The sequence below is a fragment of the Agromyces sp. NPDC056389 genome (assembly GCF_042262385.1).
GTDB lineage: Bacteria > Actinomycetota > Actinomycetes > Actinomycetales > Microbacteriaceae > Agromyces.
Genome location: NZ_JBHJPN010000003.1, coordinates 231,691 through 252,918, shown reverse-complemented (window position 1 = coordinate 252,918; position 21,228 = coordinate 231,691). Strand labels below are relative to the sequence as shown.

The following is a 21,228-nucleotide window of genomic DNA, read 5'->3' as shown; positions in this document are numbered from 1 at the left end:
ACCGGCCGCAAGGGCTGCGACCCAAGTCGTGTCCCCCGAATCGCCGCTCCAGGTGCTCAGGGCTCGAGCACCGACCGTTCCTCCTGCTGACGGTAGAGCGATGCGTAGACGCCCTCGGCGCCGACGAGTTCGGCGTGCGTGCCCTGCTCGACGATGCGCCCGGCGACGACGACGAAGATGACGTCGGCCGAGACCACGGTCGAGAGGCGGTGGGCGATCGCGATCGTCGTGCGGCCGCGCGCGGCATCGTCGAGGGCCTGCTGCACGACGCGCTCGGAGATCGTGTCGAGCGCGCTCGTCGCCTCGTCGAGCACGAGCACGGCCGGGTCCTTCAGCAGCACGCGCGCGATCGCGATGCGCTGCTTCTCGCCGCCCGAGAGCCGGTAGCCGCGTTCGCCGACGACCGTGTCGTAGCCGTCGGGGAACGAGGCGATCGTCTCGTGGATGTTCGCCGCCCGCGCCGCCGCCTCGAGTTCGGCGTCCGTGGCATCCGGTCTCGCGTACCGCAGGTTCTCGCCGATCGTGGCGTGGAAGAGGTACGTCTCCTGGCTCACGATGCCGATGTGGGAGATGAGCGACTCCTGGTCGAGATCTCGAACGTCGACCCCCGCGAAGCGCACGACACCTCCGGATGCCTCGTACAGCCGCGGCACGAGGTACGACACCGTCGTCTTGCCGGCGCCCGACGGCCCGACGAACGCCGCGAACTGACCCGGCTCGATCGTGAAGCTCACCGCGTCGAGGGTCGGTCGCGAATCGTCGTCGGCATCGGGGTAGCGGAACGACACCTCATCGAACTCGACGCGACCGAGCTCGGGGCCGAGCGGCACCTCGCGGGCGTCGGACCTGTCGGTGATCGCCGGCTTCAGGTCGAGGTACTCGAAGATGCGCGCGAAGAGGGCGCTCGACGTCTGCAGGTCGAGGGCGACCCGCATGAGCCCCATCAGGGGGAACAGCAGGCGCGCCTGCACGGTCGTGAATGCGACGATCGTGCCCGCCGTGACATCCGCTGCGCCGCCCGCGATGAGCCACCCGGCGACCAGGTAGACGATCGCGGGAATCGACGACATGAAGATGTTGACCATCGCGAAGAACCACTGGCCCGTCATCTGCTGCTTGACCTGCAGGTGGATCTGGTTGCGGTTCTCGTCGGCGTAGCGCTCGATCTCGCTCTTCTGCCGCGTGAAGCTCTTCGACAGCAGGATGCCGGAGACGCTCAGCGTCTCCTGCGTGATCGCCGTCATCTCCGAGAGCGATTCCTGCGTTCGGCCCGCGATGCGCGCCCGCACCTGGCCGACCCGGCGCTGCGCGATGACCATGAACGGCATGAGCACGAGCGCGATGATCGTGAGCTGCCAGTTCAGGATCAGCATCGCGATGAACGCCGAGATCACGGTGACCGTGTTGCCGAGCACGCTCGACACGGTGTTCGTCAGCACTCCCGCGACACCGCCGACGTCGTTCTGCAGCCGCGACTGGATGACACCCGTCTTCGTGCGCGTGAAGAAGCTCAGCTCCATCGCCTGCAGGTGCGTGAAGAGCCGCACGCGCAGTGCGCCCATGACGTTGTTGCCGATCGTCGCGGTGAGCCACGTCTGCCAGACACCGAGCAGCGCCGAGACGACGAAGACGGCGATCATCGCGATGACGAGCCACATGAGCACCGGCAGGTTGGGGCCGGACACCTCGCCGCTCGCGTCGACCGGGAACAGTCCGTCGTCGAAGGCGCGCTGGGTCAGGAGCGGCGGGATGATGGCGAGCGCAGCGCCGATGAGCACGAGCACGATCGTCGTGACGAGGGCGGCCTTGTGCGGAGCGAACAGCTCGGCGATGCGACCGAGCAGGTTCGGCACCTGCGGAGCTTCGGCATTCGCAGCGCGCTGCGCCGCCTCGTCGGCGGCGAACACGCGGCGGGAACCGCCGCCAGCGCCGCCCGCGCCGCGACCACCGCCGCCACCGCCACCGCCGCGTGGGCCTCCCCCGTGCATGCTCATGGCATCACCCTATGCCGGGGCCTCGCAGGCAAGCCCGGCGTTCGCCGCGAGCAGAGCAGCGCGGATGCCGCGGACCCGGGCCCGCGGCATCCGCTCGCGCCGTTTCGCCTACCCCTTGGTCGAGCCCGCGAGCAGGCCGCGAACGAAGTAGCGCTGCAACCCGAAGAAGACGCCGAGCGGGATCACGATCGAGATGAACGCGGCGGCTGTGAGCCGCTGCCAGTCCTGACCTCGCGTACCGACCATCTCGGCCAGCCGCTGCGTGAGTGGAGCGACGTCTTGCGTGCCGCCGGAGAAGATCAGCGCGACGAGCAGGTCGTTCCACACCCAGATGAACTGGAAGATCGCGAACGATGCGAGCGCAGGAGTCGCGAGCGGCAGCACGATGCGGAAGAAGATCTGGCCGTGCGTCGCGCCGTCGACCCGCGCCGCCTCGATGACGTCGGACGGGATCTCGGAGATGAAGTTGTGCAGCAGGAAGATCGCGAGCGGCAGGGCGAACATCGAGTGCGCGAGCCACAGGGGCAGGTAGTTCTGCTCGGGGATGATCGGCACCATGTCGTGCAACCACGCCTGCATCGGCCGCAGCCACGTCGAGAAGATCTGCAGCAGCGGCACGAGGGCCATCTGCAGCGGGATGATCTGTAGTGCGAACACGAAGATGAAGAGCCAGTTGACCCACTTGAAGCGGATCCACGCGAACGCGTACGCGGCCATCGATGCGAAGACGAGCGGGATCAGCGTCGCGATCAGCGCGATGGCGATCGAGTTCACGATGTACGCGCCGAGCTGCGGTGACGACGACGACGTCGAGAACAGCACGTCGCGATAGTTGTCGAGCGTGAAGCCCGGGTTCTGGAAGATCGTCCACCAGCCGGTGGTGCGGATCAGTTCGGCCGGCCGGAACGACGAGACCAGCAGCCCGAAGGTCGGGATGGTCCAGAGCACCGCGATGATCAGGGAGATGATCGTCGCGGTGCGCGAGGTCAGCCGCTTCTTCACCCGCCCCGTCTTCGTGCCGTACTCAGTGCGCTCTGCGGCTTCGATCGAACCGAGGTTCTCGCCGACCGGGAGGTCGGCGGGGGCGACGCTGCTCATCGGATCTCCCTCTGCTTGCGGAGCACATTGACGTTGTAGATGACGATCGGGAGCACGAGCACGAAGAGGATCAGGGCGAGGGCGGATCCGCGCCCCACCTCGCTCGCTCGGAACGCCTGGGTGTACATCTCATTGGCGATGACGCTCGTGTTGAAGTTTCCGGCGGTCATGGTGCGGACGATGTCGAAGACCTTCAGCGTGGCGATCGAGATGGTCGTGAGCACCACGACCAGCGCGCCGCGGATGCCGGGGACCGTGACGTTCATGAAACGCTGCCAGCCGTTCGTGCCGTCGAGCTGGGCGGCCTCGATCTGCTCGGTCGGCACGCCCTTGATGGCCGCGCTCAGGAGGACCATGGCGAAACCGGTCTGGATCCAGATCATGATGACGATCAGCAGGAAGGTGTTGATCGGGTCGGTCTGCAGCCATTGCACGGGCTCGCCGCCGGCGGCGGTCACGATCGCGTTCAGCAGGCCGATCTGCTCCCGATCGCCCGAGCGGTACTCGTAGACGAACTTCCAGATGACGCTCGCCCCGACGAACGAGATGGCGATCGGCATGAACAGGATCACCTTGTAGTACTTCTCGCCCCGGGACCGGTCGATGAAGACGGCGTAGGCGAGGCCGATCGCCGTCGAGAGCGTCGGCACGAGCAATACCCAGATGATCGTGTTGATCAGCGTGCGGATGGCCGCGGGTTGCGTGAAGGTCCAGACGAAGTTGTCGAGCGTCCAGTCACCGCTCGAGTCCTGGAATGCGAGCAGGCTCGTGCGGATCGCGGGGTAGACGAGCCCGACGACGATGAAGAGCATCGCGGGCAGCAGGAACAGCCCGAGCTGCCAGTAGTCGCGGCCCTTCTTCGGTGCCTTGTCGATGAAGAAGATGAGGAGGCCGACCACCGCGGCGAACACCGCGAGCCCCATCACCACCTGCAGCAGCTTGCCGAGCAGATCGGCGGTGGTCATCGTGCCTCCCAATGTTCGTCTTTGAAATCGGAGTCTTCGTCGAAGGCGGGTGACGGAGGGCGGGGATTTCGCATCCCCGCCCTCCGATCATGCTCCTCGCACCCGAGTCGCGCCAGCTAGCTCTTCGGCCAGCTCGACTCGATGGTGTCGAGCACCTGCGCGGTGTCTTCACCCGTGACCCAGGCGACGATGCCCTTCCAGAAGGAGTCGGCACCCACGGCGCCGGGCATCAGGTCGGATCCGTCGAAGCGGAACGTGGTCTCGGGGTCCTGCAGGATCTCGATCGACTGCGTGAGCAGTTCGCTCGAAGCGACCTGCGGGTCGAGGCCCTTGTTCGCGCTGATGACACCGCCGAGGCTCACCCGGTTGTTCGCCCAGGTGTCGCTGGAGAGGTAGGCGCGGAACGCCTCGACCTCTTCGGCGTCGCGGAACGCGACCGGGAACTCGCCGCCGCCGGTCACCGACAGCGGGTCGTCGGCGTTGACGGGCGGGAGCAGGAAGGCGAACACGCTGCCGTCGGAGGCGACGGTGTTCTCGTCGCCGCCCTCGGGGTTCCAGAAGGTCTCGTAGAACGAGGCCTGGTGGTGCAGCGAGCACGATCCGTCGAGGATCGGCAGACCGGCCGTCTGGAACGCCTCGGTGACCTGCGTCGACACGTCTCCGATGCCGCCGTTGACCATGTCGTCGTTCTTCAGGTAGGCCCCGACCGCGTCGAAGGCCTCGGCGACCTGCGGGTCGTTGAAGGGGATCTCGTGGGTGACCCACTGGTCGTACACGTCGGCGCCGTGCAGGCGGAGCATGTAGTCCTCGACCCAGTCGGTGCCCGGCCAACCCGTGGCGTCGCCCGACTCGAGGCCGACGCACCAGGGCTTGTGGTCACCCTCGGCCGCGATCGTCTCGGAGAGGGTGGTGAGCTCGTCGAGGGTCTTGGGGATCTCGTATCCCTTCTCTTCGAACTCGGCCGGCGAGTACCAGACGTAGCCCTTGATGCTCGCCATGAGCGGGGCGGCGTAGAAGGTGTCCTCGTACGTGCCGTACTGCTTCCAGTCTTCTGACCACCACTCGTCGACGTTGGCCTCGACGGCTTCGGAAGCAGGGATCAGCCAGCCGCCGGCCGCGAGTCGGCCGAGGAGGCCGGGCTGCGGCACGATGCCGACATCGGGGGCGTTGCCACCCTCGGCGAGCACGGCGATCTGCGCCTCGAACTCGCTCGAGCCCTGGTAGTCGACCTCGATACCGGTGCAGGTCTCGAAGTCGGCCCACGACTCGCTGAGGCGGTCGGCCTCGAGGTCGAGGATGGTGCCGGCCACCGAGACCGACTTGCCGTCGAACGAGCCGTACTGCTCGTAGTCGGCGCAGTCGACGTCGGCAGCGTCTTGCTCCGCGACGTCTCCGGTGCAGCCCGTGAGGGCGAGTCCAACCGCCGCGGCCGCCACCACGGGGGCCATCCAACGGCGATGCCGTCTGATTCTCATGTCATCTCCTCGTTGAGTGAATGTGGTGCAGGCGAAGCCGGGAACCGGTTCCAGCCTCAACGCTAGAACACCCGCCGCCCTCCTCACAAGGGATGGGAGGTCACGGTTCGGCCACTCCCCCGCACCGCCGCGTGAACTGGCGGAGAGCGCTCCCACCTCATCGACGTCGCGATGCCCTCGACGCAGGCCTCCTGCCGGAAACGGTTCCACAATCGCCGGAACGGGCAGTACACTCTGGCTCGGAGCAGCCCAACGAGGGGAGGCGCGCATGGCCGCCATCGGCGATGTCGCACGCCTCGCGGGCGTCTCGAAGGCCACGGCCTCCCGAGCGCTCACCGGCAACGGCTACGTCGCAGAGGAGACCCGCCGCCGCGTCGAGTCGGCCGCCGCCGAGATCGGGTACATCGCCTCCCCCGACGCCGCGAGCCTCGTCACCGGGCGCACCAAGAACGTCGGGGTGGTCATTCCGTTCGTCAACCGCTGGTTCTTCGGCGAAGTGCTCGAGGGCATCGAGCGATCGCTCCTCGCCGCCGGCTACGACCTGACGCTCTACAACCTCTCCGACAGCGGCCCCGATCGAGCGCGCGTGTTCGAGTTCTTCCTCGCTCGCAAGCGCGTCGACGCGGTCATCGCGGTGGGCGTCGACCTCGCCGAGCACGAGGTCGCCGCACTCGATCGCCGCGACAAGCCGCTCGTGTGCCTCGGCGGCACGGGCGGCTCCGCCGCGCGGCTCTCGATCGACGACCGGGCCATCGGCCAGCTCGCGACCGAGCACCTGCTGCACCTCGGCCACACCCGGATCGCGCACCTCGCGGGCGTCGGCGCGAGCGCGCAGCCCGACACGGTGCAGGGCCGGCGCCGGCACGGGTACCTCGAGGCGATGGGCGCGGCCGGTCACGCACCATCGGCCGGTGATGTCGTCGAGGCCGAGATGACCATGCCGGGCGGCTACCGCGCCGCACTGCAACTGCTCGGGCACCCCGGCCCGCGGCCGACCGCGGTGTTCGCGGCATCCGACGAAGTGGCGTTCGGCGCCCTCCGCGCCGCCGAACGACTCGGCATCGCGGTGCCAAGGGAGCTCTCGATCGTCGGTGTCGACGGACACGAGTACGCCGAGATGTTCGATCTCACGACCATCGAGCAGTACCCGGGCGAACAGGGCCGCTCGGCCGTCGAGGTCGTGCTGCGACTCCTCGGCGAGGGCGCCGTGGCCGACCCCCTCCCCGACTCCGGCGCCCCCATGCCGACCCGTCTCGTGGTGCGCGCCAGCTCGACGGCCGCCCCGCGCTGAGCACTCCACCGCCACCGCGACCAGGCGGCGCCTGCTTTCGATCAGGCGGCGTCGCCGATGCCGATCGCCTCGGCCTCACCCGCCGGGGTCTCGGCCACGCCGTCGGCGGAGGCGAGCTTCGAACGCCCGATGACGACGATCGCCGCGGCGATGAGCACGGCGATCGCGCCGGCGATGAACGGACTCGACGGCGACACCGTGGCGGCCAGCACGGTCGCGGCGGGCGGTGCGATCGCCCCACCGAGGAAGCGCACTCCCGAGTAGGCACTCGACGCGACGGAGCGGGGCAGGTCGGTCGCATCCATCACGCACTCGGTGAGCACGGTGTTCAGGATGCCGAGCAGGAGTCCGCCGATGACGACGCACACGATGACCGCGACTGCGGAGCCGATGAAGGCGGCGAGCGCGAGCAGGTCGAGGGCCAGCAGCGGCAGCACGAACCAGAGCACCCGGGTGCGGCGCATGCGCGCGGTCAGCAGTGGCGCGACCCAGACCGAGGTGACGGCGACCGCGACGCCCCATCCGAAGAACACGAAGCCGAGCGCGATGGCGCTGTGGATGCCGAGCGGCACGAGGGCGAACGGGGTGTACGCGAGGAGCACGAAGAAGCCCATGTTGTAGAACAGCGCCGCCGCGGCGAGGACGCCGAGTGCTGGTCGGGCGAGCGCCCGGAAGGGAGCGGAGAGCTTCGTGGGCACCGGCTTCTCCGTGCCATCCGATCGCAGCAGGGTGACGATCGCGACGAAGCCGACGGCCATCAGTACCGCCGTGCCGAAGAACGGGCCGCGCCAGCTCCATGATCCGAGCAGGCCGCCGACGAGCGGGCCGATCGCGAGGCCCAGGCCGAGGGCCGCCTCGTAGAGGATGATCGCCGAACTGCTGCCGCCGGCCGCCGCGCCGACGATCGTCGCGAGCGCGGTCGAGATGAAGAGCGCGTTGCCGAGGCCCCACCCGGCACGGAAGCCGATGATCGATTCGACATCGCCCGAGAGGCCGGCGAGCGTGGCGAACACGACGATCACGCCGAGACCGATGAGCAGGGTCCGCTTGGCGCCGATGCGGCTCGAGAGCCAGCTCGTGAAGAACATCGCGATACCGGTGATCACGAGGTAGCTCGTGAAGAGCAGCTCGGTCTCGGTCGGCGTCGCCTGGAGGTCGGCGGCGATCGCCGGGAGGATCGGGTCGACGAGGCCGATGCCCATGAACGCGACGACGCACGAGAACGCGACGGCCCAGACGGCCTTGGGCTGCTTGAGTATCGAGGCTCCGGATGCCGCGTGGCCGGCCTGTGCCGGAACCGCCCTGGTGTCGACGCTCATGCGACGTCAACGGAGCCCGCAGCGGCCTCCACCAGCGCGGCGCGAGACTTCTCGAGTCGCGTGCGCACGATCTCGACCGCCGTCGCGAGCGTCTGCAGCTCGTCGTCGTCGAGGTCGGCGAACGTCGGGGCGAGGGAGTTCGCCAGTTCGCTCCGCCAGGCGTCGAGCGCGGCGAGCCCTCGAGGATCGGCCGAGATGAGCATCGCCCGGGCATCGTCCCTGTCGACGATGCGGCGGATCCATCCTCGGTCGTCGAGCGCGTGCACGAGCTTGGTCATCGTCGGCTGGGTGACGCGGCTGACCTTCGCGAGCTCGCCGAGCCGCATCGGCCCGAGGTCTCGCAGCACACTGAGGGTGCGCCAGACGGCCGGCGATTCGGTGTTGCCCGTCACCGTCGCGGCGAGCCGGGTGAGTCGGTGGTTCACGGAGACGAGGTCTCCGATCACGGTGGGGAGGTCGAGCTGCGTCATGCCCACCAGTATACATAGCTTGGCTATGGAACTGGTGGGCCGAGTTCGCCGCGAACGACGGATGCCCCGTGGCTCATGCGAGCCACGGGGCATCCGTGTGAATCAGGTGACGCGAGTCACCTCAAGCGAGTCGCCCTCGAACGAGGGCGCTCATTACTTGAGGGTGACGGTTGCGCCGGCTTCCTCGAGGGCAGCCTTCGCCTTCTCGGCGGTCTCCTTGTTCGCGCCCTCGAGCACGGCCTTGGGAGCACCGTCGACGACGGCCTTGGCCTCGCCGAGGCCGAGCGAGGTGAGCTCGCGGACGGTCTTGATGACCTGGATCTTCTTGTCGCCGGCAGCCTCGAGGACGACGTCGAAGGAGTCCTTCTCCTCGACCTCTTCAGCAGCAGCGCCAGCGCCACCCGCAGCGGCGACGGGAGCGGCCGCGGTGACCTCGAACTTCTCCTCGAACGCCTTCACGAACTCGCTGAGCTCGACAAGCGTCAGACCGGCAAACTGCTCGAGCAGCTCTTCAGTGGTGAGCTTCGCCATGATGTATCTCCTAGATATTTTGGGGTTGTAGAACGAGAACGTCGGGCGCTTACGCGGCCGCGGTCTCCAGCTTTTCGCGAAGCGCGTCGATGGTGGCGGCAGCCTTGCCCATCGTCGCCTTCATCATTCCCGCTGCCTTCGCAAGCAGAACCTCGCGGCTCTCGAGCGAGGCGTACTTGTTGACCTCGTCGGCGTTGAGGGCCTTGCCCTCGAAGACGCCGCCCTTGATCACAAGATTCGGGTTTGCCTTGGCGAAGTCACGAACGGCCTTGGCGGTGGCGACGAAGTCGCCATGCACGAAGGCGACGGCGGACGGACCGACGAGGTCGGCATCCAGCGTCGTGATCCCCGCGTTGTTCGCGGCGATCTTGGTCAGCGTGTTCTTCACCACGGCGTAGCTCGCGTCCTGACGGATGTTGCCGCGCAGCTGCTTGAGCTGGGCAACCGTCAGGCCGCGGTATTCGGTCAGCAGAACGGCGGTCGAGCTCTCGAACAGGTTCGTGAGTTCGGCAACCGAGGCTTCCTTGTTCGCCATGGCCACTCCTTGTGTACTCAACGTGCAGCGCGGTGGCGGTGCACGGCTTCGGAACGCGGCTCAGGTGGCGAGGTCGTGCGGGCAACAAAAAAGCTCCGGCGCAGTTGCGCGGAGCTCGGCCGGATCACCCGGAAGTCTTCGTCACACCTGCGCGGGCCCTTGCTTTCGCAAGACTTCGGTCGGGCTCACATTGCTGTGCGCACGACAACCAGCGGTCTTCGGCTCCGAACAGGCTAACGGATGTCGCGTCCTCCGCCAAATCGAGGGCGTGCGACATCCGCTCGATCAATTTCGCGCCGCTGGGAATAGTTGACCAATGTCCAAGGTTGACTCAATGCAACCAATTATATATAGTTGTCGAATATCAACTTGTATGACGTAAGGAAACACGTGACTTCTGTGGCAGACAAGCCCACGACCGGCTCGGTGCCGGCCGCGCCGGCGCAACGCACCCCGCGCGAGGTGATCATCGCCATCTCCGGCCTCGTCGTGGCGATGTTCGTCGCCGTCATCTCCGGCACGGTCGTCTCGACGTCGATGCCGCTCATCATCGCCGACCTCGGCGGCGACCAGACCGCCTACACCTGGGTCATCACCGCGAGCCTGCTCGCCATGGCCGTCTCCACCCCGATCTGGGGCAAGCTCGCCGACCTCGTGAACCGCAAGGCGCTGCTCATGACGGCGATCGGCCTGTTCGTGGTCGGCACCGCGATCGCGGGCTTCGCGCAGGACACCACGACCCTCATCGCCGTCCGCGTGATCCAGGGCCTCGGCGCGGGCGGCCTCATGTCGCTCGTCATGATCCTCATCGCCGTCATCATCTCGCCGCGCGAGCGCGGCAAGTACATGGGCTTCGTCGGCGGCATCATGGCCGTCGCGACCATCGGCGGCCCGCTGCTCGGCGGCGTCGTGACCGACGCCTGGGGCTGGCGCGCCAACTTCTTCCTGCCCGTGCCGCTCGCGATCATCGCGCTCATCGTCATCCAGCGCACGCTGCACCTGCCCCCCATGCCGAAGCGTCCCGTGAAGATCGACTACCTCGGCATCGCACTGCTCACGGTCGGCGTCTCGCTGCTGCTCATCTGGGTCTCCCTCGGCGGGACCGAGTTCGAGTGGGACTCGATGACCAGCTACGTCATGATCGGCGTCTCCGCTGCGGCCGTCATCGGCTTCGTCATCACCGAGTTCTTCGTCGCCGAGCCGATCGTTCCGATGACGCTCTTCAAGAACCGCACGTTCACGCTCTCGGTCATCGCCTCGGTCTCGATCGGCGTCGCCATGTTCGCGACGAGCGTCTTCCTCGCGCAGTACTTCCAGCTCGCGCGTGGCGCGACCCCGACCGAGTCGGGCCTCATGACGATCCCCATGATCGTCGGCCAGATGGGCGCCTCGATCCTCATCGGCGCACTCATCAGCAAGTTCGGCAAGTGGAAGCGCTTCATGGTGCTCGGGTCGCTGCTCGTCATCGCCGGCAGCTACCTCATGACGACCCTCGACTACGACACCGACTACCTCTGGGTCAGCGTCTACATGGTCGTGCTCGGCGCCGGCCTCGGCATGGTCATGCAGAACCTCACGCTCGTCGTGCAGAACGACACGCCCGCCTCGCAGCTCGGTGCCGCGAGCTCGAACGTGAACTTCTTCCGCACGATCGCGGGCACCATCGGCGTCACCATCATGGGCTCGCTGCTCGCCACGCAGGTCACGACGCACATCACCTCGGGCCTGAAGGGCTTCACGCCCACCTCGCCCGAGGAGGTCGAAGCGCTGAAGGGGCTCGCCGGCGGTGGCATCCCCCACGTCTCGCAGCTGCCCGACGGCATCCGCGTGATCATCGAGAACGCCTACGGCAACGGCATCGCCGATGTCTTCTGGCTGGCCGTGCCGCTCGCGGTGCTCAGCGTGATCGCGATCGCGTTCCTTCCGAACAAGGCGCTCTCGACCAAGACGTCGGCCGAGCAGCTGAAGGAGGAGTTCGAGCAGGTCGCGATCGACCTCGCAGAGGCCGAGATCGGCGCACCGGTCACCTCGTCGATGCAGCTCGTCGAAGGAGAGGGCGCAGCCCAGGGCTCCGCCAAGTCGAGCACCGGGTCGCGCGGTGCCGACGACGTCTCCCCCACAGGCGGCGAGCGATAGCATGACCATCGTGACCGAGGCATCCCCAGCCCTCGATGAGGCCATCGCCGAAGTCGAGGAACAGATGAGCGTGCTCTTCAGCCGGGCCCGCCTCATCTGGAAGGAGGCGGCGCAGCAGGTGCACCCCGACCTGCAGCCCGCGGCCTACAAGCTGCTCTCGACGATCGTGCGACACGGCTCCGCCAACGCGCACGTGCTCGCGGAGATGTTCGAGATGGACAAGTCCGTCGTCAGCCGACAGGTGCGCCTGCTCGAAGAGCTCGGACTCGTCGAGACCCGCGCCGACGAGCGAGACGGGCGCGTGCGCGTGCTCGTCGCGACGCCGGTCGCCGAGGAGCGGGTCCGCGAGGTGCGCGAGCGCAACCAGCAGCGGTTGCGAGGCGTGCTGCTCGACCGGCCCGAAGCCGAGCTGCGCGGTTTCGCTCAGTTGCTCCGGAGCATCGCCGAAGCCTGAGCCCGGGTCACCGATCGCAATCGAAGGCCCGCACCCCGAGGGGTGCGGGCCTTCGTTCGTGCATGGGTGGGGCGCTCCCCCGCCTAGGCCGCGGGAGCGAGCGGGAGTCTGACGACGAACGCCGTGCGCCCCGGTTCGCTCGTCACCGACACGTCGCCGTGGTGCGCTTCGACCACGGCCTTCACGATCGCGAGCCCGAGGCCGGTGCTGCCGGCGATGCGCGAACGCGACGAGTCGCCCCTGGCGAAGCGCTCGAAGAGCGAGTCGGCCAGCACGGGCGGAATGCCGGGGCCGTCGTCCTCGACGGTCAGCACCACGTCGTCGCCGTCGCGTTCGAGCGAGGCCACGACCGACGTGCCGTCGGGCGTGTGCACGCGGGCGTTCGCGAGCAGGTTCGTCACGACCTGTCGCAGGCGCGGCTCGTCGCCGACGACGACCGTCGCGCCATCCGGAAGCCGCACCTCCCAGTCGTGACCCGGACCGGCCGCCTGCGCGTCGCCGACCGCCTCGACGACGACCCTGCTGAGGTCGACGGGCAGCGCCGAGAGCTCGCGACCCTCGTCGAGCCGCGCGAGCAGCAGGAGGTCTTCGACGAGCTCGGTCATGCGCACCGATTCGCTCTCGATGCGGCCGATCGCGTGCACGACGTCGGGCGGCAGCTCGCCGCCGTGCAGCCGCGTGAGTTCGGCGTAGCCGCGGATCGAGGCGAGCGGGGTGCGCAGTTCGTGACTCGCGTCGGCGACGAAGCGGCGCACCTTCTGCTCGCTCTCCTCCCGGGCGGACAGGGCGGATGCCACGTGCCCGAGCATGCGGTTGAAGGCGCCGCCGAGCCGGCCGACCTCGGTGCGTTCGTCGTCATCGGCGACCCGCTCCGCGAGCGCGACGTCGCCGCGGTCGAGGGGCAGCTCCGAGACGCGCTGGGCGGTCGCCGTGACCTCCGCGAGCGGACTGAGCGCTCGCCGCACGACGATCGAGCCGAGGGCGAGGGCGAGCACGAGTCCCGATGCCGCGACGATCGCGACGGTGAGCGCGAGCTGCGTGGACTGGGCGTTGACGTCGGCGAGCGGCAACGCGAGCACGGAGCGCACCTGCGGCTGCGACTGCGTCTCCACGGCGAGCGCGCGGTACTCCCCCATGCCGCCCGCCGTGATGGTGTGCGGCCGTCCGTCGGGCGGCACCGCGGCGAACGCCCGCGTGGCGGCGGCGCTGGGTTCGAGCAGTTCCCCGGTCTCCGAGATGTAGACACCGACCACCGTGTCGCCCGCGACGAGCACGCCGACGGTGCCGACCGGTTGGCCCGGCACCCGGAGGAACTCGAGCACGGTCGCCCTCGGGTCGGCGGGGAAGCCCGGCGGCGCCACGTCGGTCGCCCGTGAGGCGGTGTCGCGAAGGCTCGCGTCGAGGCGGTCGACCGAGGTCGAGTGGAAGACGAGCACCGTCACGACGCCGATCGCGGCGCTCACGGCGACGAGCAGTGCGGCGACGATGACGAGGAGGCGGCGGCGCAGCGTCCAGGGCAGCCGCGGTCGCCGCCCGTCCGTCGACGGTGCGGCGGCGAGGCGATCGAGATCATCGAGGTCGTCGACCCGCTCGGCATCGTCGAACTCCCACTCGACGTCGTCGACCGCCGGCGTCGCGCCGGTCGCGTTCGCCCGGGCCGACGCTGCGTAGCCGGGATCGCCGGGCCGCGTCATCCGGCGGCCTTCAGCATGTAGCCCGCACCGCGCACGGTGTGGATCATCGGCTCACGGCCCGCGTCGATCTTCTTGCGCAGGTACGAGATGTAGAGCTCGACGACCGACTCCTTGCCGCCGAAGTCGTAGCTCCAGACGCGGTCGAGGATCTGCGCCTTCGAGAGCACGCGACGGGGGTTGCGCATGAGGAAGCGCAGCAGCTCGAACTCGGTGGCGGTCAGCTCGATCGGCGTGCCGCCGCGACTGACCTCGTAGGAGTCCTCGTCGAGGGTGAGGTCGCCGACGACGAGCACCGGGTCCTTCGCCTGGGCGAGCGTGAGCGTCGAGCGACGGATGAGCCCGCGGAGCCGCGCCACGACCTCTTCGAGGCTGAAGGGCTTCGTGACGTAGTCGTCGCCGCCAGCGGTGAGGCCGGCGATGCGGTCGTCGAGCGAGTCCTTGGCGGTGAGGAAGAGCACGGGTGTCTCGGTGCCGTCGGCGCGCACGCGCTGCAGCACCTCGAGGCCGTCGATGTCGGGGAGCATGATGTCGAGCACGATCGCGTCGGGCCGGAACTCACGCGCGACCTTCACCGCCGACTGGCCGTCGCTCGCGGTGCGCACGTCCCAGCCCTCGTACTTGAGGGCCATCTTGAGCAGCTCGGTGAGCGAGTGCTCGTCGTCGACCACGAGCACGCGCACCATCGAGCCGTCGCCCTTCGCGATGGCGGGGGCGCGGTGCGGGGTCGCTGGGGCGTTGCTGCTCATGTCTCCAGTATCCGCGTCGAGCTATGCGTTCCCTATGACTTCGTCGAGCGGATTCTGCGTGGCATCGACGACTCATAGGCCGGCCATCGGTCGCCCACAGCCCTCGCCCCTACCGTCTCGATCGGCGCTCTCGATGAGCGTCTCCCCCGACCCCTGAGGAAAACATGTTCTTCACCTATCTCCGGCGCGAACTCGCCGGGCGCCGCAGGCAGACCGCGATCATCGCGGTCGGCATGGCGCTCGCGATCGCGCTCGTCATGATCGTGAACTCGGTCTCCACCGGTGTGCGCGACGCCCAGGCCGCCGTGCTCGAATCCGTCTACGGCGTCGGCACCGACCTCACGGTGTCGCAGGCCCCGACCCCTCCGGAAGAGGGCGAGGGCGGCGGCCCGCGGTTCGAGTTCGGCGCCGAAGCGGGCACCACGACCGACGGCTCGACGGAGATCAGCCAGTCGCGCCTCTCCGCCGGATTCGGCGGGACCACCTTCGACGAGGGCGCCCTCGCGTCGGTCGAAGGGCTCGACGGAGTGGCCGCCGCATCGGCCACCCTCTCGCTCACGAACACGACGTTCAACGGCGAGCTGCCCGAGTTCCGGCAGTCCACCGACGGCACCGACCAGATGCCCTCCGACGGCGAACAGCCCGCGGCCCCGCCGCAGGGCGGCTTCGACGGCGCCGGCGGCAGCGCCTTCGATGTCGACAGTTTCACCGTGCTCGGCCTCGACCCTGCGTCGGCCGCCGTCGGCCCCCTCTCGGCGGTCGAGCTGGCCGACGGGCGCGGGCTCGAGGCATCCGACACCGGCGAGACCGTCGCCGTGATCGACGCGGGCTACGGCGCGACTGCCGAGCTCGCCGTCGGGGACACGATCGACGTCGGGGGTACGGAGTTCGAGATCGTCGGCACCGTCTCGTCGACCTCGGCCGAGGCGGCGACCGCCGCGAACGTCTACATCCCCCTCGACCTCGCCCAGTCGATCTCGGGCGAGGAGGGCATGATCTCGAGCATCTCGGTGCAGGCCGAGTCCGCCGACGGCATCGACGCGCTGCAGTCCGAGATCGAGGCGACGCTGCCGGATGCCACGGTGTCGACGCAGTCCGACCTCGCTGCCTCCGTCTCGGGCTCCTTGGCGAGCGCGTCGAGCCTCATCTCGAACCTCGGGCTGTGGGTCTCGCTCGCGGTGCTCGTCGCGGCGTTCCTGATCGCCGTCCTCTTCACCATCCAGGGCGTCACCCGCCGCACCCGCGAGTTCGGAACCCTGAAGGCGATCGGCTGGTCGAACGGCCGCATCGTCGGCCAGGTCGCCGGCGAGTCGCTCGTGCAGGGCCTGATCGGCGGTGCCGTCGGGCTCGTGCTCGGCCTCGCCGGCATCTGGGCGGTGAACCTCATCGCCCCGACGATCGGCGGCAGCGCCGGCTCCGAAGTCGTCGCGGGCGGCCCCGGCGGCGGTGAGGTGGTCATGCGGGGCGGCGGCCCCGGCGGCGGCTTCGCCGGCGCGGTGCAATCGGCCGCGTCATCCGCGGAGGTCGTGCTGCACGCCCCCGTCACCGTCAGCGTCATCGTGATCGCCATCGGACTCGCGATCTTCGGCGGCCTCGTCGCCGGCGCGTTCGGCGGATGGCGCGCCTCGAAGCTGCGCCCCGCCGAAGCCCTCCGCAGCGTCGCGTGACGACCGAACCCCCAACGACGAAAGGAACCAGCATGTACACGCTCGAACACGTCTCGAAGACCTACGCGCAGTCCAAGCGCCGCGTCACCGCACTGCAGGATGTCTCCCTGACGATCCCGAAGGGCCAGCTCGTCGCGATCCAGGGGCCGACCGGCGGCGGCAAGTCGACCCTCCTGCAGATGCTCGGCGCGCTCGACCGGCCGAGCACCGGGCGCGTCGCGCTCGGCGAGGCCGAGCTCTCGCACCTTCCGGATCGGAAGCTCGCCGGCATCAGGGCGAAGGAGATCGGGTTCGTCTTCCAGGGCTTCAACCTGATTCCCACGCTCACCGCGCTCGAGAACGTCGAGACGGCGCTCGAGCCGCTCGGAGCGCCGGCCGAGGAGCGGCGTCGCCGCGCGATCGAAGCGCTCGAGTCGGTGGGCCTCGGCGACCGCGGGGGCCACGTTCCGAGCGAGCTGTCGGGCGGTCAGCAGCAGCGCGTCGCGATCGCACGGGCCCTCGTGAAGGAGCCCGACGTGCTGCTCGCCGACGAACCGACCGGCAACCTCGACGAGCAGACCCGCGACGACATCATGGACCTGCTCGAGGGGCTCTGGCGCGACCGCGGGCTCACGCTCATCGTCGTGACGCACGACTCGGCGGTCGCGAAGCGGGCCGAACGTCGCCTGCACATCAGGAACGGGACCGTGACCGAGCGCTGAGCACGGGAGCGAACGAGCGGATGACGCGACCACTCCGGTCGCGGCATCCGCTCGCCTGACCTCGATGGTGTTGTTCCCTCGGCCGATTCGACGACGCCCGATGCCGCCGCACGCCGATTCCGCCGGAATCGCGCGCTCGATCGGCGGCTTCGGAGCATCCGCGCCTACGGTTGATGGAGTGAACCCGCAGCCCGAACGCCCCACCCGCGAGATCTACCTGCGGCGGCGCATCATCGTGGGCGGATCAGCTCTCGTCGCGGTCGCGCTCATCGCCTGGCTCGTCTTCGCGATCGTGGCCGCGGCCATCGCTGCTGCCGCACCCACCGGGCCCGGAACGCAGGGAGGCGACGGCAGCCACCCGAACGAGGCGGCGCTCGAGCTCGATCCCGAGCTGCCGGCGCCCGTTCTCAGCCAACTCGAGTACGTGCGCGAGCGATGGGACGCCGACTCGAGCGAGCGGTACGGGGTGCTCGGCGTCGACGACTGCGTGAACTTCACCTCCCAGTCCCTCATCGAGCGCGGCTGGGAGGTCGACGACGAGTGGTGGTATTCGGAGGACGGAGACGCCTACGCCCACTCCCCCGCATGGCGCTCGTCGACGCTCTTCCGCGACTACCTCGCCTCCCATCCCGAACGGGCGACGGCACTGTCCGACGCGCAGCGCGCGAGGGTGAAGCCCGGCGACATCGTGCAGTTCGACTGGGACGACTCGGGCGACCGCGATCACACGGCCATCGTCACCGCGGTCCGCGAGGGCGACGACGGGCGGATCGACGTGTACTACGGCGGGCACACCGATGCGACGTGGGATCGCTCGGTCGACGACCACCCGAAGCATCCCGAGACGAAGGTCTTCTACTGGAGCGTCGCGGACTGAGCCGCCTGCCGCAGCAGCCCGCCTCGACGCCGCCGTTCGGGTGTTGCACAGGCGGCGTTCCGTACGGTTGACATCGATGTCAACCTCCCCCGAGCCCCGTGAATCCCGCCGCCGTCGCACCCTGGTCGCCGTCGGCATCGCCTCCGCAGTCCTCGTCGCGGGCGGGGCGACCATCGCCTGGTCGGTCGCACAGCAGGCGGCCGGCGCGGGCGGGGCGAACGGTGCCGCCGACATCGTGAACGCGAGTGGCGACGACGGGCGCGAGGCATCCGCAGCCGACACCGAGGTCGCCGACTTCTCGGCCTACTCCGACGGTGTCGCCGCCCAGCTCTCCTACGCGTTCGAGCACTGGGGCGACACCGAGAGCGACACCTACGGCTACCTCGACGAGAACGACTGCGTGAACTTCACGAGCCAGACGCTGCTCGCCAGGGGCTGGGTCGAAGACGACGAGTGGTGGTACGACGGCTCGGGCGACGCGTACGCGAGCGCCGACGCCTGGATCAGCTCGACCGCCATGCACGACTACCTCGAGGAGCACCCCGAGCGGGCGACGGCGCTCACCGACGACGAGCGCTCGTCGGTGAAGGTCGGCGACGTCGTGCAGTTCGACTGGGACGATTCGGGCGACCGCGACCACACCGGCATCGTGACCTCGGTCGAGACGGAAGCCGACGGGTCGATCACGATCCGCTACGCGGGCCACACCGACCCCACGTGGGACCGCTCGGTGGACTGGGCGATCACCGAACTGCACCCCGGCGGCGTCGCGTATTACTGGAGCATTCCCGAATAGTCGAGGTCGGGCATGCGCAGTCCGGCCTGCAGCAGGCCGATGAACGCGGCGAGCACGAGCGAGTTGACCACGACGGTCAACCAGAACGCCCGACGGAAGCTGCGCTTGCGCGTCTTGTGACGGAAGAGCTGCTGGGCGACGAGCGCACCCGGCCAGCCGCCGACGACGCCCACAGTGAGCAGCACCGACTCCGAGGTCCGCGGCGCACCGCGCTTCGCCGCCCGCTTGTCGAGGCCGTAGGCGACGACGGCGACGATGCTCACCACGCCGTACGACGCCGGAACCCACCAGGGCAGGCCGGCGGCCACGACGGCGACCGCGAGCGCCGCCGCGAAGACCGCGAGCACGGTCCAGCTCAGCGCCGACGGCAGCGGCCGTGAGAAGTCCCGATCGTGGCGGCGGGGCGGGTTCGGGGCGAGGCGCACAGGCCCGATCGTACGTGTTCCGCTACTGGTTCGAGAAGGCCGCGTCGAACGAGGCGGTCGGCTTCGGCCAGAGCAGCGAGCGGATGAACCCGACCGCCTCCGCTGCACCGTGCAGGCGGTCCATGCCCGCATCCTCCCACTCGACCGAGATCGGTCCGGCGTAGCCGATCGCGTCGAGCGCGCGGAACGAGTCCTCCCACGGCACATCCCCGTGCCCGGTCGAGACGAAGTCCCAGCCGCGACGCGGGTCACCCCACGGCAGGTGCGAGCCGAGCACGCCCGCACGGCCGTTCGCCGGGCGCATCCGCGTGTCCTTGCAGTCGACGTGGTAGATGCGGTCCTTGAAGTCCCAGATGAAGCCCACGGGGTCGATGTTCTGCCACATCATGTGCGACGGGTCCCAGTTGAACCCGAACGCCTCCCGGTGCCCGATCGCCTCGAGCGTGCGCACCGAGCTCCAGTAGTCGTACGCGATCTCCGACGGGTGCACCTCGTGCGCGAACCGCACGCCCTCGGCGTCGAACACGTCGAGGATCGGGTTCCAGCGCGCCGCGAAGTCCTCGAAGCCGGCGTCGATCACCGAGGCGGGCACGGGCGGGAACATCGCGACGTACGGCCAGATCGACGAGCCGGTGAATCCGACGACGGTGTCGACGCCGAGCGCCCGGGCCACGCGCGCCGAGCGCTTCATGTCCTCGGCTGCGCGCTGCCTGACCCCCTCCGCGTCGCCGTCGCCCCAGGTGTACGGGCGCACGATCGCCTCGTGACGGAAGTCGATGGGCGCGTCGCACACGGCCTGCCCCGTCAGGTGGTTCGAGATCGCGAAGACCGCCAGCCCGTGGCGCTCGAGGATCTCGCGGCGCTCGTCGAGGTAGCCGGGCTCCTCCTCGGCGCGCTTCAGGTCGAGGTGGTCGCCCGAGCATGCGATCTCGAGGCCGTCGTAGCCCCATTCCGCCGCGAGGCGCGCGACCTCGGCGAACGGCAGGTCGGCCCACTGCCCCGTGAAGAGGGTCACCGGGCGGGTGGCGGGCGCCGCGGCATCCGTCTCTGCTGGCTGCTGCTCGGTCATGCTCGCTCCCGTTCGTCTTGGAGGGCGGTCAGGTAGCGGATGCTCCGCGCCGCCAGTTCGTCTTGCGATGCGGCGAGGGGCCGCCACACCGATGCGGCGACCGCGATCGTGTCGTTGTCGCCCGTGAAGCTCTCGAGGCCGAGCGGTCCGGAGTAGCCGACGTCGTCGAGGGCGTCGAGGAAGGCCGGCCAGTCGATGTGGTCGTCGCCCACTGCGCCGCGGTCGTTGCCGCAGACCTGCACGTAGGCGAGGTGCTCGCCCGCGAGCCGGATCGCGTCGCCCACGTGCCGCTCCTCGATGTTCAGGTGGTAGCTGTCGAGGGCGAGCCCCAGCCCGGGGCCGAGGAGCGGACCGAGCGCCTCGAGCGCCTGCTCGACGGTGTTGACGAGGCTCGTCTCGTAGCGGTTCAGCGGCTCGATCGCGAGGCGGATGCCGCTGCGCTCCGCCGCCCGCACGACCGGGCCGAGGCTGCCCTGCAGCTCGCGGTACCGGGCAGCGCGCTCCTCGGCGTCCATGCGCCAGGTGCGCCCGGTCGCGGCGGTGAAGGGGCCGGCGACCACGCGCGCGCCGAGCCGCTCGGCGACGCCGAGGCAGTGCACGAGGTAGTTCTGGGTGGCGACGATCTCGGAGCCCGGCGCCGCGATGAGGTTGCGGCCGGGGCCCATCGCGCCGATCACCACGGGGGCGAGCCGATGCTCGCGAAGCACGTCGGCCGCGGTATCGGGAGACCAGTCGCCCGGCGACTCGACCGGCAGCTCGATCGCGCCGAAGCCCATGCCGGCGGCCTTCGCGGCGAGTTCGGCGAGCGAGTCGTCGCCGAGCGGCGAGGTCCAGACCCAGGTGTTGACGCCGATGATGCGGCGCATGCTGCCTCCTTGCGAGCGTGCGGTCGAACGTGCGGCCGGGGGGGGGCGGGGGGCCCCCCCCCCCCCCCCCCCCAACGCCGGCCAGCGCGCCCCCCGCACGGCGAACCCGCGCCAGCCCC

The 21,228-nt window shown here is 69.4% G+C and carries 20 protein-coding genes; 7 read left to right on the top strand and 13 right to left on the bottom strand.

The window, feature by feature from the left end:
* Positions 1-56: 56 nt before the first annotated feature.
* From ACFCVM_RS17250 to ACFCVM_RS17235, 4 genes are all read right to left on the bottom strand, one after another.
* Positions 57-1,994 (bottom strand): ABC transporter ATP-binding protein, encoded by a 1,938-nt coding sequence (locus ACFCVM_RS17250; RefSeq protein WP_375837957.1) that lies wholly within the window; start codon positions 1,992-1,994, stop codon positions 57-59.
* Between the two features lie 108 nt (positions 1,995-2,102).
* Positions 2,103-3,092: a carbohydrate ABC transporter permease gene (locus ACFCVM_RS17245; protein ID WP_375837956.1), complete on the bottom strand. Its 990-nt coding sequence runs from the start codon at positions 3,090-3,092 to the stop codon at positions 2,103-2,105.
* Positions 3,089-4,057 (bottom strand): carbohydrate ABC transporter permease, encoded by a 969-nt coding sequence (locus tag ACFCVM_RS17240; RefSeq protein ID WP_375837955.1) that lies wholly within the window; start codon positions 4,055-4,057, stop codon positions 3,089-3,091. The genes ACFCVM_RS17245 and ACFCVM_RS17240 overlap by 4 nt, the downstream gene beginning before the upstream one ends.
* 116 nt (positions 4,058-4,173) lie before the next feature.
* Positions 4,174-5,532 carry an ABC transporter substrate-binding protein gene (locus ACFCVM_RS17235; RefSeq protein ID WP_375837954.1) on the bottom strand — a complete coding sequence of 453 codons (1,359 nt, stop codon included), beginning with the start codon at positions 5,530-5,532 and terminating at the stop codon, positions 4,174-4,176.
* A 268-nt stretch (positions 5,533-5,800) separates the two neighbouring features.
* Here ACFCVM_RS17235 and ACFCVM_RS17230 point away from each other — a divergent pair, with 268 nt between their 5' ends.
* Positions 5,801-6,823, top strand: a complete 1,023-nt coding sequence (locus ACFCVM_RS17230) for a LacI family DNA-binding transcriptional regulator (RefSeq protein WP_375837953.1) — start codon at positions 5,801-5,803, stop codon at positions 6,821-6,823.
* 41 nt (positions 6,824-6,864) lie between these two features.
* Here ACFCVM_RS17230 and ACFCVM_RS17225 read toward each other — a convergent pair whose 3' ends face one another.
* The 4 genes from ACFCVM_RS17225 to rplJ all read right to left on the bottom strand — a co-directional run bounded on the left by ACFCVM_RS17225 (position 6,865) and on the right by rplJ (position 9,678).
* Entirely contained in the window at positions 6,865-8,142 is a 1,278-nt protein-coding gene (locus ACFCVM_RS17225) for an MFS transporter (protein WP_375837951.1), read from the bottom strand.
* Positions 8,139-8,612, bottom strand: coding sequence for a MarR family winged helix-turn-helix transcriptional regulator (locus ACFCVM_RS17220; RefSeq protein WP_375837949.1), 474 nt, complete (start codon positions 8,610-8,612; stop codon positions 8,139-8,141). Before ACFCVM_RS17220 ends, ACFCVM_RS17225 begins: the two co-directional genes overlap by 4 nt.
* A 153-nt stretch (positions 8,613-8,765) precedes the next feature.
* Complete coding sequence (gene rplL / locus ACFCVM_RS17215; protein ID WP_375837948.1) at positions 8,766-9,143, bottom strand: 50S ribosomal protein L7/L12; 378 nt, start codon at positions 9,141-9,143, stop codon at positions 8,766-8,768.
* A gap of 49 nt (positions 9,144-9,192) precedes the next feature.
* Positions 9,193-9,678 carry a 50S ribosomal protein L10 gene (gene rplJ, locus ACFCVM_RS17210; protein WP_375837946.1) on the bottom strand — a complete coding sequence of 162 codons (486 nt, stop codon included), beginning with the start codon at positions 9,676-9,678 and terminating at the stop codon, positions 9,193-9,195.
* Positions 9,679-10,077: 399 nt separating this feature from the next.
* On the opposite strand from rplJ, the gene ACFCVM_RS17205 reads away from it, so the two are divergent.
* Together ACFCVM_RS17205 and ACFCVM_RS17200 are read left to right on the top strand one after the other, a co-directional pair.
* Complete coding sequence (locus ACFCVM_RS17205; RefSeq protein WP_375838323.1) at positions 10,078-11,814, top strand: MDR family MFS transporter; 1,737 nt, start codon at positions 10,078-10,080, stop codon at positions 11,812-11,814.
* A gap of 1 nt (position 11,815) precedes the next feature.
* Complete coding sequence (locus ACFCVM_RS17200) at positions 11,816-12,268, top strand: MarR family winged helix-turn-helix transcriptional regulator (protein WP_375837945.1); 453 nt, start codon at positions 11,816-11,818, stop codon at positions 12,266-12,268.
* 83 nt (positions 12,269-12,351) lie between these two features.
* Here ACFCVM_RS17200 and ACFCVM_RS17195 read toward each other — a convergent pair whose 3' ends face one another.
* Positions 12,352-13,962: a sensor histidine kinase gene (locus ACFCVM_RS17195; protein WP_375837943.1), complete on the bottom strand. Its 1,611-nt coding sequence runs from the start codon at positions 13,960-13,962 to the stop codon at positions 12,352-12,354.
* On the bottom strand, positions 13,959-14,708 hold the full coding sequence (locus ACFCVM_RS17190) for a response regulator transcription factor (protein WP_375837941.1): 750 nt from the start codon (positions 14,706-14,708) through the stop codon (positions 13,959-13,961). The genes ACFCVM_RS17195 and ACFCVM_RS17190 overlap by 4 nt, the downstream gene beginning before the upstream one ends.
* Before the next feature lie 164 nt (positions 14,709-14,872).
* On the opposite strand from ACFCVM_RS17190, the gene ACFCVM_RS17185 reads away from it, so the two are divergent.
* The 4 genes from ACFCVM_RS17185 to ACFCVM_RS17170 all read left to right on the top strand — a co-directional run bounded on the left by ACFCVM_RS17185 (position 14,873) and on the right by ACFCVM_RS17170 (position 18,749).
* The gene (locus ACFCVM_RS17185; RefSeq protein WP_375837939.1) at positions 14,873-16,375 is read left to right on the top strand and encodes an ABC transporter permease; all 1,503 of its coding nucleotides are present in this window, start codon (positions 14,873-14,875) and stop codon (positions 16,373-16,375) included.
* A 32-nt stretch (positions 16,376-16,407) separates the two neighbouring features.
* Positions 16,408-17,076: an ABC transporter ATP-binding protein gene (locus ACFCVM_RS17180; protein ID WP_375837937.1), complete on the top strand. Its 669-nt coding sequence runs from the start codon at positions 16,408-16,410 to the stop codon at positions 17,074-17,076.
* Between the two features lie 178 nt (positions 17,077-17,254).
* Positions 17,255-17,953: an amidase domain-containing protein gene (locus tag ACFCVM_RS17175; RefSeq protein ID WP_375837936.1), complete on the top strand. Its 699-nt coding sequence runs from the start codon at positions 17,255-17,257 to the stop codon at positions 17,951-17,953.
* Between the two features lie 76 nt (positions 17,954-18,029).
* The gene (locus ACFCVM_RS17170; protein WP_375837935.1) at positions 18,030-18,749 is read left to right on the top strand and encodes an amidase domain-containing protein; all 720 of its coding nucleotides are present in this window, start codon (positions 18,030-18,032) and stop codon (positions 18,747-18,749) included.
* Here the strand turns inward: ACFCVM_RS17170 and ACFCVM_RS17165 are convergent.
* Genes ACFCVM_RS17165 through ACFCVM_RS17155 form a run of 3 tightly spaced genes read right to left on the bottom strand, consistent with a single transcriptional unit; the run spans position 18,728 to position 21,109 of the window.
* Positions 18,728-19,174: a DUF1294 domain-containing protein gene (locus ACFCVM_RS17165; RefSeq protein ID WP_375837934.1), complete on the bottom strand. Its 447-nt coding sequence runs from the start codon at positions 19,172-19,174 to the stop codon at positions 18,728-18,730. The genes ACFCVM_RS17170 and ACFCVM_RS17165 overlap by 22 nt on opposite strands.
* Before the next feature lie 22 nt (positions 19,175-19,196).
* Positions 19,197-20,243: a sugar phosphate isomerase/epimerase family protein gene (locus tag ACFCVM_RS17160; protein WP_375837932.1), complete on the bottom strand. Its 1,047-nt coding sequence runs from the start codon at positions 20,241-20,243 to the stop codon at positions 19,197-19,199.
* A complete protein-coding gene (locus ACFCVM_RS17155) occupies positions 20,240-21,109 on the bottom strand; it encodes a sugar phosphate isomerase/epimerase family protein (protein WP_375837931.1) in 870 nt (289 codons plus the stop codon). Before ACFCVM_RS17155 ends, ACFCVM_RS17160 begins: the two co-directional genes overlap by 4 nt.
* Positions 21,110-21,228: the final 119 nt, after the last annotated feature.

What these genes read in the sequence shown, in the direction of transcription:
- ACFCVM_RS17180 (WP_375837937.1), top strand. Translation starts at nt 16,408, where the DNA reads ATGTACACGCTCGAACACGTCTCGAAGACCTACGCGCAGTCCAAGCGC.
- rplL (WP_375837948.1), bottom strand. Translation starts at nt 9,143, where the DNA reads ATGGCGAAGCTCACCACTGAAGAGCTGCTCGAGCAGTTTGCCGGTCTG.
- ACFCVM_RS17185 (WP_375837939.1), top strand. Translation starts at nt 14,873, where the DNA reads ATGTTCTTCACCTATCTCCGGCGCGAACTCGCCGGGCGCCGCAGGCAG.
- rplJ (WP_375837946.1), bottom strand. Translation starts at nt 9,678, where the DNA reads ATGGCGAACAAGGAAGCCTCGGTTGCCGAACTCACGAACCTGTTCGAG.
- ACFCVM_RS17240 (WP_375837955.1), bottom strand. Translation starts at nt 4,057, where the DNA reads ATGACCACCGCCGATCTGCTCGGCAAGCTGCTGCAGGTGGTGATGGGG.
- ACFCVM_RS17195 (WP_375837943.1), bottom strand. Translation starts at nt 13,962, where the DNA reads ATGACGCGGCCCGGCGATCCCGGCTACGCAGCGTCGGCCCGGGCGAAC.
- ACFCVM_RS17235 (WP_375837954.1), bottom strand. Translation starts at nt 5,532, where the DNA reads ATGAGAATCAGACGGCATCGCCGTTGGATGGCCCCCGTGGTGGCGGCC.
- ACFCVM_RS17170 (WP_375837935.1), top strand. Translation starts at nt 18,030, where the DNA reads ATGTCAACCTCCCCCGAGCCCCGTGAATCCCGCCGCCGTCGCACCCTG.
- ACFCVM_RS17230 (WP_375837953.1), top strand. Translation starts at nt 5,801, where the DNA reads ATGGCCGCCATCGGCGATGTCGCACGCCTCGCGGGCGTCTCGAAGGCC.
- ACFCVM_RS17190 (WP_375837941.1), bottom strand. Translation starts at nt 14,708, where the DNA reads ATGAGCAGCAACGCCCCAGCGACCCCGCACCGCGCCCCCGCCATCGCG.
- ACFCVM_RS17225 (WP_375837951.1), bottom strand. Translation starts at nt 8,142, where the DNA reads ATGAGCGTCGACACCAGGGCGGTTCCGGCACAGGCCGGCCACGCGGCA.
- ACFCVM_RS17245 (WP_375837956.1), bottom strand. Translation starts at nt 3,092, where the DNA reads ATGAGCAGCGTCGCCCCCGCCGACCTCCCGGTCGGCGAGAACCTCGGT.
- ACFCVM_RS17155 (WP_375837931.1), bottom strand. Translation starts at nt 21,109, where the DNA reads ATGCGCCGCATCATCGGCGTCAACACCTGGGTCTGGACCTCGCCGCTC.
- ACFCVM_RS17200 (WP_375837945.1), top strand. Translation starts at nt 11,816, where the DNA reads ATGACCATCGTGACCGAGGCATCCCCAGCCCTCGATGAGGCCATCGCC.
- ACFCVM_RS17250 (WP_375837957.1), bottom strand. Translation starts at nt 1,994, where the DNA reads ATGAGCATGCACGGGGGAGGCCCACGCGGCGGTGGCGGTGGCGGCGGT.
- ACFCVM_RS17220 (WP_375837949.1), bottom strand. Translation starts at nt 8,612, where the DNA reads ATGACGCAGCTCGACCTCCCCACCGTGATCGGAGACCTCGTCTCCGTG.
- ACFCVM_RS17160 (WP_375837932.1), bottom strand. Translation starts at nt 20,243, where the DNA reads ATGACCGAGCAGCAGCCAGCAGAGACGGATGCCGCGGCGCCCGCCACC.